Origin of the sequence: Arthrobacter sp. UNCCL28 (genome assembly GCF_900102805.1) — a bacterium.
Taxonomy (GTDB): Bacteria; Actinomycetota; Actinomycetes; order Actinomycetales; family Micrococcaceae; genus Arthrobacter; species Arthrobacter nicotinovorans_A.
This window is the reverse complement of sequence record NZ_FMWE01000004.1, coordinates 389860-406921: the sequence shown is the minus strand read 5'-3', so window position 1 is coordinate 406921 and position 17062 is coordinate 389860. Positions and strand designations below refer to the sequence as shown.

The following is a 17062-nucleotide window of genomic DNA, read 5'->3' as shown; positions in this document are numbered from 1 at the left end:
AGCCCACGTCAAAGCAAAAACTCGATCACCGCAGTCGACGCTCCAACAAACCCGCTCCTACGAGAAAGGCCAGGGCCGCCGAGTAGGGTTTGGGGCGACCATGAAAACATCCACCGGGTCCTCGTTTTCGAGCACGAAGCCATGCCGCTCATACAGGTGGCGTGCGGGGCTGCCCTGGAGCACGTTCAACCGGAACGGGCGCTCGTCCACGGAGGCCGCCATGACATGCCGCAGCACCTGGCCGCCGAGCCCCTTTCCTTGGTGCGCCGGTGCCAGGTAGAAGTGTTCGATCCACCGCGAGTCCGGCTCGGGACGAACCGCAATGACGCCAGCGTCCACGCCGTCGCTGTGGATGATGGACGTGTGCTCCGGCTGGAACCCGTTCAGGAAGCGCTCGCGCACCCGCACAGGATCGAAACGCTCCAACCGTTCCAGGTCCGGGCGCATCACCACAGCCCGGAGTTCTGCTATCCAGGCAGCGTCCGAGGCGACGGCGGGGCGGAGGGCAAAGTCGGCAGGCATGTCTCAAGCCTATGCTGTGGAGCCGGTCAGGAGGCCTTTGCAAACCATAGGATGAAACGGACGGAAAGGTGCAGCCACGATGCTCACACGCGAAGAAGTAGAAGCAGCGTACTCACGCACAGCGGGCTGGGTCCGACACACGCCCTTGGCTGAAAGCGGCGATCAGGAGCCGTACCACCTGTGGTTCAAATGCGAGTACATGCAGCACACAGGCTCCTTCAAAGCCCGTGGCGCGTTCAACCGCCTGCTCACGGCCCGGGAAAGCGGCGAGCTGGACCCCGGGGTTGGCATTGTGGTGGCATCCGGCGGGAACGCGGGCCTCGCCAACGCCTATGCGGCGGCGAAACTCGGCGTTCCGGCTACGGTGTTCGTCCCGGAATCAGCGCCGGCCAACAAAGTCCACAAGCTCTATGCCATAGGCGCCACGGTGGTCCAGGGCGGTGCCGAGTACGCCGAAGCCTATGCCGCTGCCATCCGGTTCGCTGAGGAGAAGGGTGCGGTCTATTGCCACGCCTACGACCAGCCGGAGATCGTGGCCGGCGCGGGCGGGGTCGGGCTTGAGCTGCTGGATGAACTGCCCGACGTCGACACCATCGTCGTTGCTGTTGGCGGCGGTGGCCTGATGGGCGGCATCGCAGCTGCGTCGGAGGGCCGGGCACGGGTTGTGGGCGTCGAACCTGAAACTGTTCCCACACTGCACACGGCACTGGCCAAGGGCGAGCCTGTGGACGTAGCTGTTTCAGGGATCGCGGCTGATTCCCTCGGTGCCCGCCGGATCGGGGAGATCGGTTTCGGAGTTGCCCGCCGCGCCGGTGTCCACAGCGTCCTGGTCACAGACGAGGACATCATCCAGGCCCGCCGGGCTCTTTGGGAAAAGCACCGGATCGTGGTGGAGCACGGTGCGGCGGCCGCCTATGCTGCGCTGCTTTCAGGGGCCTACTCTCCCAAGGCGGGCGAAACCGTTGCCGTCATCCTGTGCGGGGCCAACACGGACCCCGCCCACTTCTAACCGCACCCAAGCAGGCGGCAGCAAACGCTCCATTGAGCGGTCATTGCGGCATGTGCTGTCACCTGCTTGGGTCGGGGACGCAAGAATCCCCGCCGGGGATGTCCGGCGGGGATTCGGCGTCGGCAGGTCTGCCCTGCCATAGCGGTTCCTACTTTTTGGGCAGGCCTGCCGGGTTCAGTTCGGATGCGGGAATGGCCTCGGATGAAAGGCCCCAGCGGTCCAGGATCTTGGCATAGCTGCCATCCTTTATGAGGGTGTTGAGCGCGGCTTGGGCCGCCACGGCCAAGCCGTTGCCCTTCTGGGTAGTGAACGCGATCTCGGCCTTCAGCGGCCAACCACCTTCCACCGTTCCCACTTCCTTGGTCTTGCCGTCCTTGGCTGCCTTGTAGGCTGCCGAAGCATTGGGGCCGAACGTGAGGTCCGCGCGTCCTGACTGGAGGGCGAGCTGGGAGGCGGAGTCGTCGTCGTAATACTGGAAATCAACCGGCTTCAAGCCGTTCTTCTTGTTCTCCTCGTCCCAGCGCACCAGGATGGCTTCCTGGTTGGTGCCCGAGCCCACAATGATGCGTTTGCCGGCCACGTCCTTGGCTTCCTTGACCTCGCCGATGTCCGAGTCGGCCTTGGCATAGAAGCCCAGGAGGTCGTTGCGGTATGTGGCGAAGTCGAACTTCTCCTTGCGTGCCTCGGTGACGGTGACGTTGGAGAGAACAGCCTCGTACTTGCCGGACTCCACACCAAGAGGCCAGTCGGCCCACGCTACCGGCAGGACCTCAACCTCAAGGCCCAGGGTCTCGCCCACGGCGTAGGCAATATCCACTTCGTTTCCAATGAGGGTCTTGTTGTCCGTGGCGAACGTGCTGAGCGGGGGAGTGCCGCCGGTGGTCACCACGGTCAGCTTGCCATCGGCCTTGATGGCGTCAGGAACCAGAGCGGCCGCAGCCGGGTCCACTGAGACCTTGATGCGGTCCTGCTGCGGCGTCAGGTTGAACTCTTTGGCGCTTGACGAGCTGGATGAAGCGCCCGTGCTTGCCGATCCTTGCGAAGCGGACGCGCCCGTAGCCGCCGTCGCTCCCGGGTCAGAGCAGGCCGCGAGTCCGAGTAAAGCGGTGGCGGCCAGCGCCGCGGTGACGCCGGTTTTGGCTGCAAAACGTGCCATTGGTTCTCCTTGGGTTCGTCCTGGTCGTCGCGACAGGGCGGTCTGATGCGTACTTGTGGCTGCAACTATCCGGCAGCCCTGCGAGCCAGGTCAAAGCACTCTGAAACGCTGGGATACAGGGGTTCATGGCGGTTAATCGGGCGTCGAACGGGGTCACAAATGCGTTCGGAAAAGGCGCGGAAACCACTGCGCGACGCAACTCACAGAAATAACCCGGGTGCCGCCGTCGTTGTCGCTTAAGTGCCCGGCAATCAACCGTGCGGGCACCGAAACGTACCGAAAGGCCTTCCTGTGACTGTTCCTCTTTCCATCCTCGACCTGGCAACCATCGGCAAGGGCCAGACGGTGGCGGAAAGCCTCGCGGGCAGCGTGGCCATGGCACAGAAGGCCGAAGAGCTGGGGTATCGCCGCGTTTGGTATGCCGAGCACCACAACATGTCCGCGATTGCCTCCTCGGCCACCAGCGTGCTGATCGCCCATGTTGCCGCGCACACCAACACCATCCGGCTCGGGGCCGGTGGCGTCATGCTGCCCAACCATTCACCGCTGACCATCGCCGAGCAGTTCGGCACATTGGAGACCCTGCACCCGGGGAGGATCGACCTCGGCCTGGGTCGTGCGCCGGGCAGCGACCAGAACACCATGCGCGCACTGCGCCGGGACCACACGTCCTCGGACAGGTTCCCGCAGGATGTCCTGGAACTTCAGGGCTACCTCACTGGCCCCACCCGCATCCAGGGTGTTGAGGCGACGCCGGGCAAGGGCACCAACGTGCCGCTGTACATCCTGGGGTCCTCGCTGTTCGGCGCCCAACTGGCCGCGCAGTTCGGGCTTCCCTACGCGTTTGCTTCACACTTTGCCCCGGCGGCCCTGCAGGACGCTGTTGCCATCTACCGACGCGAGTTCAAACCGTCGGATCAGTTGTCCGAGCCGCACGTCATTGCAGGCGTCAATGTTACTGCCGCGGACTCCAACGCGGAGGCGCAGGCCATCCATCTCGCGGTGAAGCGCGCTCGTGTATCGCTGTTCTTCGGCGGCGGCCGCGAATTCACGGACGATGAAGCGGACATGGTGCTTGACTCCCCGCAGGGCCAGCACATCGCCCAGATGATGAAGTTCTCCGCTGTTGGAACCAAGGACGTGGTGCGCGACTACCTTGACGAGTTTGCGACGTTCGCGGACGCCGACGAACTGATCGTGGCGCATCAGAGCATCGGGACCGAAGAGCGCCTGCGGTCGGTGGAACTCGTGGCAGAGGTTGCCGGGCTGGTGAGCGCGTAGGCGCACCGTGAGACCAAACGCATAAATCCAAGGAAAGGTTTACGCGTTTGCAACCTACTAGGTAGTCAAGCGAAACCGTCCGGGCGGAGACTGTAGTTATCCGCTTCGGAAGGGTCTGCCATGCCTACGCACTTGAACCAATCAGTTGCCGATTCCGCGCTGCTGATGAAATCGCTCCCGCTTGGCCTGCTCCGAACGGTGCTCCAATCCGATGCGGAGAACGGCATCACCCCGCAGTTGTTCGCAGAGCTGAGGGTCCTTGCCCGGGTTCCTGGTTTGCTGGTGGCCTGTAACTATGGCGGCACCCTCTGTTCGGCGGAGGGGGTTTCCACGGAGACCTTGCCCCTGGACAGCGCGGCCGTGGCACTCCGTGCGCTGGCCGCCCTGCCGAACACCCACACGGCCATCATCTCCGGCAGGTCCCTCAGGGACCTGGCGGCGGTGTCCAGGTTGCCCGCGGAAGTCCACCTGGTGGGCTCCCACGGGATGGAGTTCGATATGGGGTACGCCTACACGCTCTCCCTTGCCACCGAGCAACTGCTTCAACAGGTGGCCACAGCCCTGACCGAAGCCGTGGGTTTCGAGAAGGGCATCAGTGTTGTCCGGAAGCCGGTTGGCGTCGCCGTGCATACCCGGCCGGCAACAGCTGAAGTGGTGGACCGGGTAATTTTCGCCGCGCAGAAGATCGCCATCGAGTTTGGCCTCTACTTCATCATCGACGGCACAGTATTGGACCTGACAGTCGAGGAACCGGCCAAGGGACAAGCCCTGGAACAGTTGCGTTCGAGGCTCGGGGTCAGTGCCGCCCTGTACGCGGGCGATGCCGAGAGCGACGAGAAAGCGCTCGCCACCCTTCGAGGCCCTGATCTTGGCCTGCACGTTGGAGCAGGGGATACGACGGCGGCGCACACCATCCCGGATCCGGAATCCTTTGCGCGCGTCCTGGCTTTGCTGTTCGAACTGCGGCGGGCGTGGTTGTTCGGCGAGGACGCGGTAGGCCTGGAACGCCATTCGATGATCGGCAATGGAAGCTCCACGGCGTTGCTCACCCCGGACGCAAAGGTCTGCTGGATGAGCCACCCGTTGCCTGATTCCGGCTCGCTGTTTGCGCACATCCTGGGCGGTGACCCCGCAGGCCACTTCAGCATAGAACCCGTGAAGCCGTCCCCGGTGCTGGCACAACGCTATGTGGATAACACCATGATCGTAGAGACCCGGTGGGCGGACGTCACGGTCACCGACTATCTGGAACCGGCCCCGGAAGGGATCACCAGCCTGGTCCGGGTCCTGTCCGGAACAGGTCAGGCCCGCGTGGTCTTCGCGCCACGCCCCGACTACGCCAACGCGCCTTTCAACATGGAGATCCGCGGCGATGAGGTGCATATCATCGGAACCTCGGATCCGATCATCCTCACTGCACCGGGCGTGGCCTTCACCATCACCAGCGACTCAAAATATGCCACGGCAACGGCCGAGGTCTCCCTCAGTGCAGGGCCTGTGGTCCTGAACATGCGGTGCGGGGATACTGAGCCGCCTCCCGCAGACCCGGCTGGTGAACCCCAGCGGCGTACCGCCGTCGGGCAGGCAGCGCGTGACTGGGTCAAAGCACTTCAGCTGCCCACCATCAAGACTTCGCTGGTGCGTCGTTCCGCCCTGGTGCTGAAGTCGCTGGTCCACGAACCCACCGGAGCCGTGCTGGCCGCACCCACCACGTCCCTGCCGGAAGGAATTGGCGGCACCCGCAACTGGGACTACCGGTATTGCTGGCTGAGGGACGGGTCCATGACGGTGAACTCGCTGGTGTCACTGGGGTCCACGGCCGAAGCCGACGGGTTCCTGGGATGGCTGGGCCGGATCCTGGAAAACGCGCCGGGCCCGGAGTGGCTGCATCCCCTGTATTCAGTGACCGGGGCGCCGCTCTCCACGGAGGCGATCGTGGAAAGCCTGCCCGGTTATGCGGGCTCCAGGCCGGTTCGGATTGGCAACGCAGCGGATCACCAGGTCCAGCTGGACGTGTTCGGACCCATCGCGGAGCTGATCCATGATCTCGCCGAGCGGCGTGGATTCCTTCCTGACGGGCACTGGTTCCTCATGGAGCAGATGGCGCACGCCGTCCTGGCCCGGTGGCACGAGCCGGACCATGGAATCTGGGAAGCCCGACGGCCGCCCCGGCACCATGTGTACACCAAGGTCATGTGTTGGGTGACGCTGGATCGGGCGCTCCGGGCTGCTGCTTTGCATGGCAGGGTGGCGCATGCGGACTGGGCTCCCACTGCCCACACCATCCGGGAGGAAGTGCTCCAGGAAGGCTGGGATTCCTCAGCCGCCTCCTACACGGTGGCCTATGACAGCCCTGACCTTGACGCCGCTGTCCTGCACATCGGATTGTCCGGGCTGCTGGACGCCCAGGACCAGCGCTTCCTGGATACCGTGACTGCCGTTGAGCGCGAACTGAGGGTAGGGCCCACCGTTTTCCGGTACAGGTACGACGACGGCCTGCCGGGCTTGGAGGGCGGCTTCCACATCTGCACCACGTGGCTGATCGAGGCCTACCTTGCAGTGGGTCGGCTGGATGATGCGTTGGAGCTGTTCAACCAGTTGGTGGCGTTGTTTGGTCCCACGGGGCTCCTGCCCGAAGAGTACGATCCCGGCACGGAAACCCATCTGGGCAACCATCCCCAGGCGTACTCGCACTTGGGCTTCATCCGCTGTGCGCAACTCCTGGACCACTATCTGGCCAGCGTGGACGTGGAGTAGCCCAACTGTCCGAACCAGCCGTTGTACTTCCACGTTGCCGTGAACGTTACCCAGGTTTTGCCGGCATCCGGCGCATCGCCGACGCCATCGTATTCGACGGCTAGGTGAGCAGCAGCGCCACAGCGATCATGGCGGGAACGGCCACGATGGTGGTGATCAGCACGGTGTCCTTGGCTACGGTGATTCCTGCTTGGTACCGGTTGGCCGCGACGAATACGTTTTGGGCAGTGGGCAGCGCCGAAGTCACCACCACGGCGAAGAGCGCATGCCCCTCCATGCCCAACGCAAAGCGGGCAAAAACGTACGCGATCAGCGGGTGGACTATGAGTTTGAAGCCGCTGGCCAGCAGGGTGTCCAGTCTCCGCCCGGCTTCCTTCTGCAGGGGTTTGGAACCGTTGAGGCTCATGCCAAAGGCCATCAGCATGGCGGGAATCGCGGCTCCGCCAATCAAGTGGATGGGTTCCAGGATGAGTGTCGGCACCTGAAAACCGGTCCCCGCTACCAGCAGGCCGAGCGCAGAGCCCACGATCATGGGGTTCCTGACGATCATCAGCAGGAAGCGCAGGGGAGTGGTGCGGTGCGAACTGGTGCTGGCGTCCAGGGCCATCAGGTACATCGGCGTGAAGAATGCGAGCTGGAAGATCAGCAGGGGCGCCACATAGCTCGCGTCGCCCAGGACAAACACGGCGATGGGGATGCCGAGGTTGGCTGAGTTGGCCAGGGAAGCGCTCATGGAGGACATGAGGGCTTCGGGCATGGCCCGTTTCAGCCAGAACTTCACGATCAGGAAGAACAACAAGCCGGTGAGTACTGCGCCCACGGCGGTGACCAGGAGCGGCGCGGCGAAGACGTCATGCAGCTTGGCCTTGCTCAACGTTTCGAACAGGAGGGCAGGGCTGGCAACGAAGAATGTCAGGGAGCTCAGCACCGACCGCGCGTTCTCGCCCAGGATGTTGCGCCGCCCAACGAACATGCCCACCAGAATGATGGCCCACACCACGAAGAACCCGGACAGGACGCCAATCATGGCGTTGTGCGGGCGGAGGGCTGTTGGGTCACGAAAGACAGCTTAACCATAAACAGGACCTGAGTAAGCGTTTTCTCGCGAGGGTTCCGTCATGCGGACGGAGGAGATCTTGTGCAGCAGGTGACCCTAAGCGGTGGTCCTGGGCGCCGTATCTGTACTAAAACGCGCTCGACGTCGGCGCCTGGCTTGAGTGTCGACGTCGGCCGTTAGTTTGTGCCCGGCGTCCCGGTGGCTCCGTTTGCCGGCTCGAGTGCGGTTATCAGCCGGGCCACTTGATGAACGGCGGCCCTGATTCGGGCAGGGTCGCTCATGGTGACGAATTGAAGCATGAGGCCGTCGAGCGCCGCGAAGATGGCAAGCGCAGCTTCGTTGCCCGTGTCCAGTCCGCGACGGGTCAGCGCCTCTTCAACCGTGCTGACGTAGCTTGCGTAGAGCCGCTCAACCAGCGTGCGGATCTGCGGGTTGCGTCTTGACTCGAGGACCATTTCGAACTGGAACAACTGAAGCTCGGGTTCGGCGGAAACGGTAGCGATGAGTGAATCGGCAAAGTTCCCGTCGGGTTCGGCGAGCCCCGAGAGGCCGGTTTCCTGGATTGATCGTTGCACCGACCACTCCATGGTGGCGGCCAGAAGCCCTTCCATGGACCCGAAGTGATGGGTGATCAAGGCGTGGTTGACGCCGGCGCGCGCGGCAACTGATCTGTAGCTCGCTCCGCGCAGGCCCTTTTCTGCCACAACGTCCAGCACGGCAGAAAGCAGCGCATCCCTGCCGTCCCCGTAGGGTAACTTGCGCGCTTCCTGGCTCATAAGGCGAGTCTAGCGGCGAAGAAATCGGAGGGGCGAACCCATTGACACCTCAAACTATACAAACGTATAGTTTGAAATGTGGTCCGGATCACCCCTGCCACCCAGAGCAGCTTCAGCCTCGCCGCTCGGACGTTCGTCCTTCGGCCGCAAGGCTCCCTATCCCTCCGCACTGGCGACGGCGCCAGTGCATTCCGGAAAGAACAGCCTCATGAACGAATCCAGTCAGACCTCGGCACAGGCAGGTCCCCAAAGCACAGGTTCCGCGGACGGTCCCCAAGGCGACAGTCCCGCGGCCGGGGTAGTCCGGCTCCGGGCCAATAAGCTTGGCGTCGTTGCCATAGCCTTCTTCGCCATTGCCGCAGCCGCACCCATGGCGGCTGTTGTGGGAGCCAGCCCCGTCATCTTCTCGGCGAGCGGCCCCGGAACCCCTGTGATCTATGTGATCGCTGCCCTTTTGGTGGCCCTGTTCTCCGTGGGCTATTTGAGGATGAGCCAACACATCACCAACGCCGGCGGTTTCGTGGCCTACATCGCCAAAGGCTTGGGCAACAAATGGGCCACAGGAGGCGCGGGGATTGCCATCCTGACCTACCTCAGCCTGCAAATCGGCCTATGGTCGCAGTTCGGAGTCTTCGCCCGGCAACTCGTGGAAAGCCTCACGGGAATAGGACTGCCGGTCTATTTCTGGATCGTCGCACTGTTGGCGTTGACCACCTTCCTGACCATGAAGGGCGTGGATGCCAGCCTCAAGGTGCTGGGAGTGCTCATCCTTGGTGAAACGCTGGTGGTTGCCGCCCTTGTTGGCTCCCTTGTTATCCAAAAGGGGCTGGGGATCTTCACGTTCGCAGGGTTCACGGGAGAGAACATTTTTGGGCCGGGCCTGGGCATCTCGTTGCTGTTCGCCTTCGCCTGCTTCACCAGCTTCGAAGCCACGGTGGTCTTCGCGGAAGAAGCCAAAGAACCGCGGCGTACCATCCCACGTGCCGCTTACCTTGTCATCGCGTTCATCGGCGTCTTCTACATGGTTTCCACGTGGGCCATCAGCGGTGCCGTGGGCATCGAGGGGATCCAGGCGATAGCCACCGAAAACCCCTCCGGAATGATCTTCGATCTTGCAGAGTCCAGCGCGGGTGCCTGGCTAAGCATTGCCATGCAGGTGCTGGTTGTGACGAGCTTCATCGCGATGCTTCTGGGGCTGTCCAATATGTTTTCCCGGTACCTGTTCGCACTGGGCAGGGCGGGCGCACTCCCGGCCAAGCTGTCCTCAGTTTCCAAATCGGGGGCACCATCGCTTGCAGGGCTGGTCAACTCCCTGGTTGTCCTGGCCATCATCAGCGCTTTTCTGCTGGCCGGTGCTGACCCGATCGCCACCGTCTTTGCCTGGTTTGTGGCCTTGGGAACGGCAGGATTTATTTCCATCCTGCTGCTGACATCGGCCGCAATCCTGGTGTACTTCGCCAGATCCGGAACCAGGGACAACGTGTGGGTCACGGTAATTGCTCCAGCTCTCTCATTCCTGGCGTTCATCGTTGTGGGCTACCTGACCCTGGACAACTATGACGTCCTCCTGGGTGGTGCAGGAGGGGTTGCCCGATGGCTCCTCCTGGGCATCCCGCTCATCTTTGTGGCCGGCCTGATTCGGGGCATGCGCAGGCCCGCCATCAACTACGCTGCGGAAATTCTCTGAGCGCAACCCTCCGCGTAAACCAACTGCCTGAAACAAGCAAAGGACCCATCACATGACCACCACCGAAGTCCAGGATTACGTTCCCGAGGAAGAATGGCCGCCGGTTTCCACCATGCTGGACGGCTTCGGGGACCAGACACTGCCTGCTTCCCCCGCGCTGGCGAGCACAAAAATCGCCCTTGAGGCAGCTGATGGAACGACCATCGAGTACAGCTTCCTCACTGCGTCACAACTTACGTGGACCGAGGGCACTGCCAGCGGGACCGCTGATTACAAGGCCATTGAAGCCCGCCCGGGAATCTTCATCATCGACTTTGTCCGTGGGCAGGGGCCCCGAGGCGGCGCCCAAGGCAGCGGCCAGGATACCAACGCCGAAAACGTCACCATTATTCTCGACCGATCCACAGATGCAGTGACCACTGCGGTATCCCGTTTTGTCACTGTTGACGGCAAAGTCCGCGGAACTACTGACTTCACGCATTCCAACGCCGGCGGACAGCCCACTGTGCACCAGCGGTCCTCGGAACTCGTGGGCAAGCGCATCTTCTACCGCTACAGCGACGTCGAGTCCTACGAGCACATCTACCTGAATCAAGGGACTTTCACCTGGCATTGCGTGCGGGGCGGGGAAGCGGGACTTGCTGACACTGACCGTTGCATGACCTGGGCCGTTACAGAGGACCTGTACATCTTCTTCTGGACAGAACAGGTGATGACTGTTGAAGCCGTGCTCCTGATAGATCTGCGTGAGCAGCGTTCCATCGGGCGGATGTTCGGCTGGGACAATCCCTCCGCCCAACCGGTGAGCCTCCCCTTCAATTCCAGGCTCAGCGTCCTGAACAGCACGGCCTACCCGCAAGACACCCACAAACACTGAACACCCCGCAAATACTGACAGGAGCAACACCATGTCCCAGGTCTTCCATGCCCAGCTTGACCACGCAGCGTTCGAACCGTTTGCGTTGGGATCTGTCCAATGGCTCAGGCGTGCAGGTGCGAACGGAAACGAAACGCTGAGCGGCGGGATCTGGAAAGTCTCTCCGGAAGAAGCCCCGGAACCCTTCGACCTGCCCATCGGCCAGGACGAAACCATATACATCGTCTCGGGGCACCTGCGGATCGAGGTCAAGGACGGAAACATCCTTGAGCTGATGGAAGGTTCCATGGCCTCCCTCTCCAAGGGGGCAATGACCCGTTGGACAGTCCTGGAGCCAACCATCGAATTCTTCGTTTACAGCTAAGGCAAGGACAGAGTGGAAACCTCCGACGTCATAGTTATAGGTGCCGGCTTTGCCGGGCTCACGGCTGCAAGGGAACTCTCACGCAGCGGCCACGCCACCATCGTGTTGGAAGCGAAGGACCGGATTGCCGGACGAACCCATCTGGCGGAACGCCTTGGCCGGAACCTGGAGCTCGGGGGAACCTGGGTTCACTGGACCCAGCCCTACGTTTGGGCGGAAATGGGGCGGTACGGGATCAAGGCCTTACCGGGCCCGGAGTTCACCAAGGCCCTCTGGACCCTGGGCGGCCAGCGTCACGAAGGATCACCTGAGCGCTTGATGGAATTGCTGGACGGGCCAAACAGGTTGCTGTTGGCTGACTCACGACGCTATTTCCCCATGCCGTGGCAGCCCTTGGATAACCCCGATGTGGCGGACATCGACGGTATGACGCTGTCGGAGGCCATCGACCGCCTGGGTCTCCCTGAAGATCAGCGCCGGCTCTTGAGGTCCTTCTGGACGCTGAATTTCAACGGCAGGCTGGACGAGGCGGCCTACACCCAGGCGTTGCGCTGGTGCGCAGTTGCCAGTGGGGACTGGCAGCTTATGTTTGAGGCCTGCGCCAGCTTTAAGATCGACGGCGGCACCCGTCGGCTCGCCGAGGTGATCCTTGCGGACTCATCGGCACAGCTTCGGCTGAAGCAGCGGGTGGTGTCCGTCGAGCAGGACGCCGGGGGAGTCGTGGTGGGAACTGACGCGGGCAAACAATACCGAGCCCGCCAGGTTATCCTCGCACTGCCGCTCAGCGTACTGAACGGCATCGACGTCCAACCACCGTTGTCGCCCGGTAAGAGGGAAGCGGCTGCAAGGGGACAAGCGGGCCGCGGCGCCAAACTGTGGATCAAGGTGGACGGCCGGCAGGAAAGGTTCGTGGCGTTCGGGCCCGAAACGGCAGCCCTGAACTTCGTCCAAGCCGAGTACATCGATCAGGACACCACCACCCTTGTGTGCTTCGGTCCAGACGCCGGTGCTGTGGACGTCGACGACGTCGCCGAGGCACAAGGACACCTCGACGCCATTGTCCCTGGATTGAAAGTGCTCGAAGTCGCCGGGCATGACTGGGTATCCGATGAATATGCACGATCCACTTGGCCCATGCATTACACGGGCTACCTCACCCGGCATCTGGCCGAGCTCCAGAGGCCCGAGGGGAGGATCCGTCTCGCCGGTTCGGATTTCGCCAATGGATGGGGAGGCTTCATCGACGGCGCCATCGAAAGCGGCTTCGATGCTGCCCGCCAGGTGGCATCCGCACTCACCAGTGAAACGCGCCCACCCCTGCGGGCTCCTGCTCCCGTGAGCTAAAGCAGCCCGCAAAAAGTTCGACGTCGGCACTCACCCGAGTGCCGACGTCGAACGCTGCTTCTGGAGCCTGTTGTGGAGCCTTAGCTGAGGTGCGCCGCGTTGCTGAGCGCGTGCGGCGGACGCATGAGCCCGGGGGTGTGGCCCTCTGCCGGGTCATTGCCGAGCTGCAGGATCTTGTTGTCCTTGCCTACGTGGACCACCTTGGGCTCGTAGGCCCTGGCTTCCTCCGTGGTCATTTCCGCGTAGGTGATGAGGATGACGGTGTCCCCAACGTGGACCATGTGGGCGGCGGCGCCGTTGATGCCGATGACACCGGAACCGCGCTCGCCGGCGATGGTGTACGTTTCCAGGCGGGCGCCGTTGGTGACGTCAACAATGGAGACGAGCTCACCGGGGAGGATGTCGGCCGCGTCCAGGAGGTCCAGGTCTACGGTGACGGAACCGACGTAGTGGAGGTCGGCATGGGTGACCGTTGCGCGGTGGATCTTGGACTTGAACATTGTGCGGATCATAGTGCCACCAGTTTAGCGCGGCACCCTCATCCGGCGCTGTGACGTACCAGACTCGGAGGCCTGCAGAACTTGTGGCTTCCTGACCCTGTTTGACGGAATGATGGCCGCAAAGCAACCCGTGCAGGTTGTTTCGCGGCCACCCTCGTATCAAAGCGGGTCAGGACGAGACGTCACTGACAACGCGTGCACCGCTAAACTCGTAGCGTTCCAAGCTGGTGCCCGCTGCAACCAACCGGCGCAGCTCGGCCAGCCCACCGGCCACCACCCCTGCTGCGCGGGCCTGGACCAGGACATTGCCTTGCGCCGTTCCCTCAACGGGCCCGGCGATCACGGGCTTGCCGGTAGCCTCGGCGGTGAGCTGGCACAGGAGCCTGTTCTGCGAACCGCCCCCCACAATGTGCACCACTCCGGTGTTGCGGCCGGTGAGCCGTTCGGCATCAGCCAAGGTCCGGGCGTACCCGGCGGCGAGGCTGTCCATGATGCAACGCACGACGGCGGCGGGCCGGTCCGGGAGTACGGCACCGGTGTTGCGCACGGCTGCCCGGATGCGATCAGGCATGTTGTCCGGAGCAGTGAAAGCAGGATCATCGGCATTGATCTGCGGACCACCGGCAGGAAGCGCTGCCGCCGAGTCGAGCAAGGCCGGGAGTGCTTGGGTATAACCCTCCGCGGCCCACGCACGCTGGCATTCGCTGAGCAACCACAAGCCACCCACATTGCGGAGGTAGCGGATGGTGCCATCAACGCCGCGTTCGTTGGTGAAGTTGGCCTTGCGACTCGCTTCCGTGAGGACGGGCCGGTCCAGCTCCACACCCACCAAGGACCAGGTTCCGGAGGAGATGTATGCGAAGTCTTCAAGCCCAGCGGGGACAGCTGCCACCGCAGACGCCGTGTCATGCGACCCCACGGCAACCACTGTGGTGTCGGCGGACAAACCCGTTTGTTCCAGGATTCCCGGCAGGAGCCTGCCCACGATTTCGCCGGGCTGGATGAGCGGCGGGAAGATGTCCCGGGGCAGCCCGAGTGCGTCCATGAATTCCGTGGCCCACTCACCGGCAACAGCATCAAACAGGCCCGTAGTGGACGCGTTGGTGGCTTCAGTCCGCCGCTCGCCCGTCAGCAGGAAAGCGATAAGGTCCGGGATCAGGAGGGCTTGCACCCCGTCCAGCTTGGGTTCCGCTGCGAGCTGATACAGGGTGTTGAACTGCAAGTACTGCAGACCTGTGACGGCGTACAGCTTCTCCGGGGAAATGAGCGCATGGACCCGTTCCACCGTGGCCCGGCTGCGCTCGTCCCGGTAGCTGTGCGGTTGCGCCGTGAGTTCACCGGCGTCGTTCACCAGACCATAGTCAACGGCCCAGGTGTCGACGCCGATGCTGACGATGCTCTCGCCGTTCGTGGCCGCTGTGTCAGCGGCAGCCGCCAAGCCCTTGAGTACCTCGGCGAACAGGGCGTCGAAGTCCCAGCGGAGGCCGCCGTCGAGCTCCACCACTCCGTTGGGGAAGCGGTGAATCGTCTCGAGCGACACCCCGGACGCCGTCGAAACGCGGCCCAACATGACGCGGCCGGAGGATGCGCCAATGTCGATGGCGGCAAAGACTGCGTTCTGGGCGGACACCGTCCCGGCGTGTGCCGGGGCGGTGCTCGCGGTGGTTCCGTTGTTCACTGACAGTCCTAGCGGAGGAACGCTGCCGCGACGCCGGCGTCCACTGGGATGTGGAGGCCGGTGGTGTGGGACAGTTCGTTGCTGGTGAGCACGGACGCGGCGTTGGCCACGTGCTCCGGGAGGACTTCGCGCTTGAGGAGAGTGCGCTGGGCGTAGTACTTGCCCAGTTCCTGCTCGTCCACGCCGTAGACCGCCGCGCGCTTGGCGCCCCAGCCGCCGGCGAAGATACCGGAGCCGCGGACCACGCCGTCGGGGTTGATGCCGTTGACGCGGATGCCGTGGTCGCCCAGTTCGGCGGCGAGCAGGCGGACCTGGTGGGCCTGGTCAGCCTTGGTGGCCGAGTACGCGATGTTGTTGGGCCCGGCGAACACGGAGTTCTTGGAGGAGATGTAGATGATGTCTCCGCCCAGGCCCTGATCGATCATGACCTTGGCAGCGGCCTTGGACACCAGGAACGAGCCCTTGGCCATGACGTTGTGCTGGAGGTCCCAGTCCTTCTCCGTCGTTTCCAGCAACGGCTTGGAGATGGACAGGCCGGCGTTGTTGACCACCAGGTCCAGGCCGCCGAACGCGAGCACGGCCTCCTGGATTGCGGCCGCGATCTGGGCTTCGTCGGTCACGTCGGCCTGGACGCCGATGGCGACGTCGGAACCGCCCAGTTCCTCGGCTACCTTTTGCGCGTTCTCAAGGTTGAGGTCAGCAATAACGACGCACGCGCCGTCGGACGCCAATCGGGTGGCGATCGCCTTGCCAATGCCCGACGCCGCCCCGGTCACCAGTGCGATGCGTGTGGCGTGCGACTTGGGCTTGGGCATCCGGGCGAGCTTGGCTTCTTCCAACGCCCAGTACTCGATGCGGAACTTCTCGGATTCCTCGATCGGGGCGTAGGTGGAGATGGCTTCGGCGCCGCGCATCACGTTGATGGCGTTGATGTAGAACTCACCGGCCACGCGTGCGGTCTGCTTGTCCTTGCCGAAGGAGAACATGCCAACGCCGGGGACCAGCACGATCGCCGGGTCAGCACCGCGGAGCGCCGGGCTGTTCTCGTCGGCGTGGCGGTCGTAGTAGGCCTGGTAGTCCTCGCGGTACGCGGCGTGCAGCTCCTTCAGCCGGTTGACGGAGTCTTCAATAGAGGCATCCGCGGGAAGGTCCAGGACCAGCGGCTTGACCTTGGTGCGCAGGAAGTGGTCCGGGCAGGAGGTTCCCAGGGCGCCCAGGCGCGGGTGCTCCGCGGACTCAAGGAATTCAAGCACGACGGCGTCATCACTGAAGTGCCCCAGCTGCGGTTTGTCCGTGGAAGCCAGGCCGCGGATCACAGGCGCGAGGGCCGCTGCCTTCGCCCGGCGCTCAGCTTCGGGGAGGGCGCTGTAGCCGGGGAGCTTGGCGCCGAAGGGCTCGGCCTTGCCGTTGTCCTTGATGTAGTTCTCGGCCTGGTCGATGATCCAGAGCGAGTTGGCCTCGGCCTCTTCACTGGTGGCACCCCAGGCGGTGATGCCGTGGCCACCCAGGATGGTGCCGATGGCCTGGGGGTTGGCTTCCTTGATGGCAGCGATGTCCAGGCCCAACTGGAAACCGGGACGACGCCACGGAACCCAGACCACTTTGTCGCCGAACACCTTTGAGGTCAGTGCCTCGCCGTCCACCGCCGTCGCGATCGCGATGCCCGAGTCCGGGTGCAGGTGGTCAACGTGTGCAGCGTCCACCAGGCCATGCATGGCGGTGTCGATCGACGGCGCAGCGCCGCCCTTGCCGTGGAGGCAGTAATCGAACGCGGCCACCATTTCGTCTTCACGCTCGACGCCGGGGTAAACGGACTTCAGTGCCTGCAGCCGGTCCAGCCGGAGTACTGCCAGGTTCCCGGCTTTCAGGGTGCCGAGGTCGCCGCCGGAACCCTTGACCCAGAGCAGTTCGACGTCCTGGCCGGTGACGGGGTCCTTTTCGGTGCCTTTGGCGGAGGTGTTGCCGCCGGCGAAGTTGGTGTTCCGTTTGTCCGCGCCGAGGCGGTTGGAACGGGAGATCAGCTCTTCAACTGTGTTGGTCTTGTTCTGCGTCAT

The 17062-nt window shown here is 63.5% G+C and carries 14 protein-coding genes; 7 read left to right on the top strand and 7 right to left on the bottom strand.

Annotation, left to right across the window (positions count from 1 at the left end):
* Window positions 1–57: 57 nt before the first annotated feature.
* A complete protein-coding gene (locus BLQ01_RS14235; RefSeq protein ID WP_175493445.1) occupies window positions 58–522 on the bottom strand; it encodes a GNAT family N-acetyltransferase in 465 nt (154 codons plus the stop codon).
* A 79-nt stretch (window positions 523–601) separates the two neighbouring features.
* Between BLQ01_RS14235 and BLQ01_RS14230 the strand changes: the two genes are divergently transcribed.
* Complete coding sequence (locus BLQ01_RS14230) at window positions 602–1531, top strand: threonine/serine dehydratase (RefSeq protein ID WP_091552426.1); 930 nt, start codon at window positions 602–604, stop codon at window positions 1529–1531.
* Window positions 1532–1679: 148 nt separating this feature from the next.
* Here BLQ01_RS14230 and BLQ01_RS14225 read toward each other — a convergent pair whose 3' ends face one another.
* A complete protein-coding gene (locus tag BLQ01_RS14225; RefSeq protein WP_026547809.1) occupies window positions 1680–2687 on the bottom strand; it encodes an ABC transporter substrate-binding protein in 1008 nt (335 codons plus the stop codon).
* Window positions 2688–2978: 291 nt separating this feature from the next.
* Here BLQ01_RS14225 and BLQ01_RS14220 point away from each other — a divergent pair, with 291 nt between their 5' ends.
* Both BLQ01_RS14220 and BLQ01_RS14215 read left to right on the top strand, forming a co-directional pair.
* Window positions 2979–3968, top strand: coding sequence for an LLM class flavin-dependent oxidoreductase (locus BLQ01_RS14220; protein WP_026543288.1), 990 nt, complete (start codon window positions 2979–2981; stop codon window positions 3966–3968).
* A 120-nt stretch (window positions 3969–4088) separates the two neighbouring features.
* Complete coding sequence (locus BLQ01_RS14215; protein ID WP_091552425.1) at window positions 4089–6725, top strand: trehalase-like domain-containing protein; 2637 nt, start codon at window positions 4089–4091, stop codon at window positions 6723–6725.
* A gap of 100 nt (window positions 6726–6825) precedes the next feature.
* Here the strand turns inward: BLQ01_RS14215 and BLQ01_RS14210 are convergent, their stop codons facing one another.
* Entirely contained in the window at window positions 6826–7752 is a 927-nt protein-coding gene (locus tag BLQ01_RS14210) for an AEC family transporter (protein WP_026543290.1), read from the bottom strand.
* Between the two features lie 206 nt (window positions 7753–7958).
* A complete protein-coding gene (locus BLQ01_RS14205) occupies window positions 7959–8558 on the bottom strand; it encodes a TetR/AcrR family transcriptional regulator (RefSeq protein WP_091552423.1) in 600 nt (199 codons plus the stop codon).
* 208 nt (window positions 8559–8766) lie between these two features.
* Between BLQ01_RS14205 and BLQ01_RS14200 the strand changes: the two genes are divergently transcribed.
* Genes BLQ01_RS14200 through BLQ01_RS14185 form a run of 4 tightly spaced genes read left to right on the top strand, consistent with a single transcriptional unit; the run spans window position 8767 to window position 12830 of the window.
* A complete protein-coding gene (locus BLQ01_RS14200; protein ID WP_091552422.1) occupies window positions 8767–10245 on the top strand; it encodes an APC family permease in 1479 nt (492 codons plus the stop codon).
* Between the two features lie 52 nt (window positions 10246–10297).
* Window positions 10298–11122, top strand: coding sequence for a MoaF C-terminal domain-containing protein (locus BLQ01_RS14195; RefSeq protein ID WP_091552420.1), 825 nt, complete (start codon window positions 10298–10300; stop codon window positions 11120–11122).
* Window positions 11123–11153: 31 nt separating this feature from the next.
* Window positions 11154–11486, top strand: coding sequence for a cupin domain-containing protein (locus tag BLQ01_RS14190; RefSeq protein WP_091552419.1), 333 nt, complete (start codon window positions 11154–11156; stop codon window positions 11484–11486).
* 12 nt (window positions 11487–11498) lie between these two features.
* The gene (locus BLQ01_RS14185) at window positions 11499–12830 is read left to right on the top strand and encodes a flavin monoamine oxidase family protein (protein WP_091552417.1); all 1332 of its coding nucleotides are present in this window, start codon (window positions 11499–11501) and stop codon (window positions 12828–12830) included.
* A gap of 80 nt (window positions 12831–12910) precedes the next feature.
* On the opposite strand, the gene panD is transcribed toward BLQ01_RS14185, so the two are convergent.
* From panD to BLQ01_RS14170, 3 genes are all read right to left on the bottom strand, one after another.
* Window positions 12911–13342 (bottom strand): aspartate 1-decarboxylase, encoded by a 432-nt coding sequence (panD, locus tag BLQ01_RS14180; protein ID WP_026543295.1) that lies wholly within the window; start codon window positions 13340–13342, stop codon window positions 12911–12913.
* Window positions 13343–13499: 157 nt separating this feature from the next.
* A complete protein-coding gene (locus tag BLQ01_RS14175) occupies window positions 13500–15008 on the bottom strand; it encodes a rhamnulokinase (protein ID WP_091552416.1) in 1509 nt (502 codons plus the stop codon).
* Between the two features lie 8 nt (window positions 15009–15016).
* A complete protein-coding gene (locus tag BLQ01_RS14170; protein ID WP_175493444.1) occupies window positions 15017–17062 on the bottom strand; it encodes a bifunctional aldolase/short-chain dehydrogenase in 2046 nt (681 codons plus the stop codon).

What these genes read in the sequence shown, in the direction of transcription:
- BLQ01_RS14190 (WP_091552419.1), top strand. Translation starts at nt 11,154, where the DNA reads ATGTCCCAGGTCTTCCATGCCCAGCTTGACCACGCAGCGTTCGAACCG.
- BLQ01_RS14210 (WP_026543290.1), bottom strand. Translation starts at nt 7,752, where the DNA reads ATGATTGGCGTCCTGTCCGGGTTCTTCGTGGTGTGGGCCATCATTCTG.
- BLQ01_RS14205 (WP_091552423.1), bottom strand. Translation starts at nt 8,558, where the DNA reads ATGAGCCAGGAAGCGCGCAAGTTACCCTACGGGGACGGCAGGGATGCG.
- panD (WP_026543295.1), bottom strand. Translation starts at nt 13,342, where the DNA reads ATGATCCGCACAATGTTCAAGTCCAAGATCCACCGCGCAACGGTCACC.
- BLQ01_RS14170 (WP_175493444.1), bottom strand. Translation starts at nt 17,062, where the DNA reads ATGACGCAGAACAAGACCAACACAGTTGAAGAGCTGATCTCCCGTTCC.
- BLQ01_RS14235 (WP_175493445.1), bottom strand. Translation starts at nt 522, where the DNA reads ATGCCTGCCGACTTTGCCCTCCGCCCCGCCGTCGCCTCGGACGCTGCC.
- BLQ01_RS14215 (WP_091552425.1), top strand. Translation starts at nt 4,089, where the DNA reads ATGCCTACGCACTTGAACCAATCAGTTGCCGATTCCGCGCTGCTGATG.
- BLQ01_RS14225 (WP_026547809.1), bottom strand. Translation starts at nt 2,687, where the DNA reads ATGGCACGTTTTGCAGCCAAAACCGGCGTCACCGCGGCGCTGGCCGCC.
- BLQ01_RS14200 (WP_091552422.1), top strand. Translation starts at nt 8,767, where the DNA reads ATGAACGAATCCAGTCAGACCTCGGCACAGGCAGGTCCCCAAAGCACA.
- BLQ01_RS14195 (WP_091552420.1), top strand. Translation starts at nt 10,298, where the DNA reads ATGACCACCACCGAAGTCCAGGATTACGTTCCCGAGGAAGAATGGCCG.
- BLQ01_RS14230 (WP_091552426.1), top strand. Translation starts at nt 602, where the DNA reads ATGCTCACACGCGAAGAAGTAGAAGCAGCGTACTCACGCACAGCGGGC.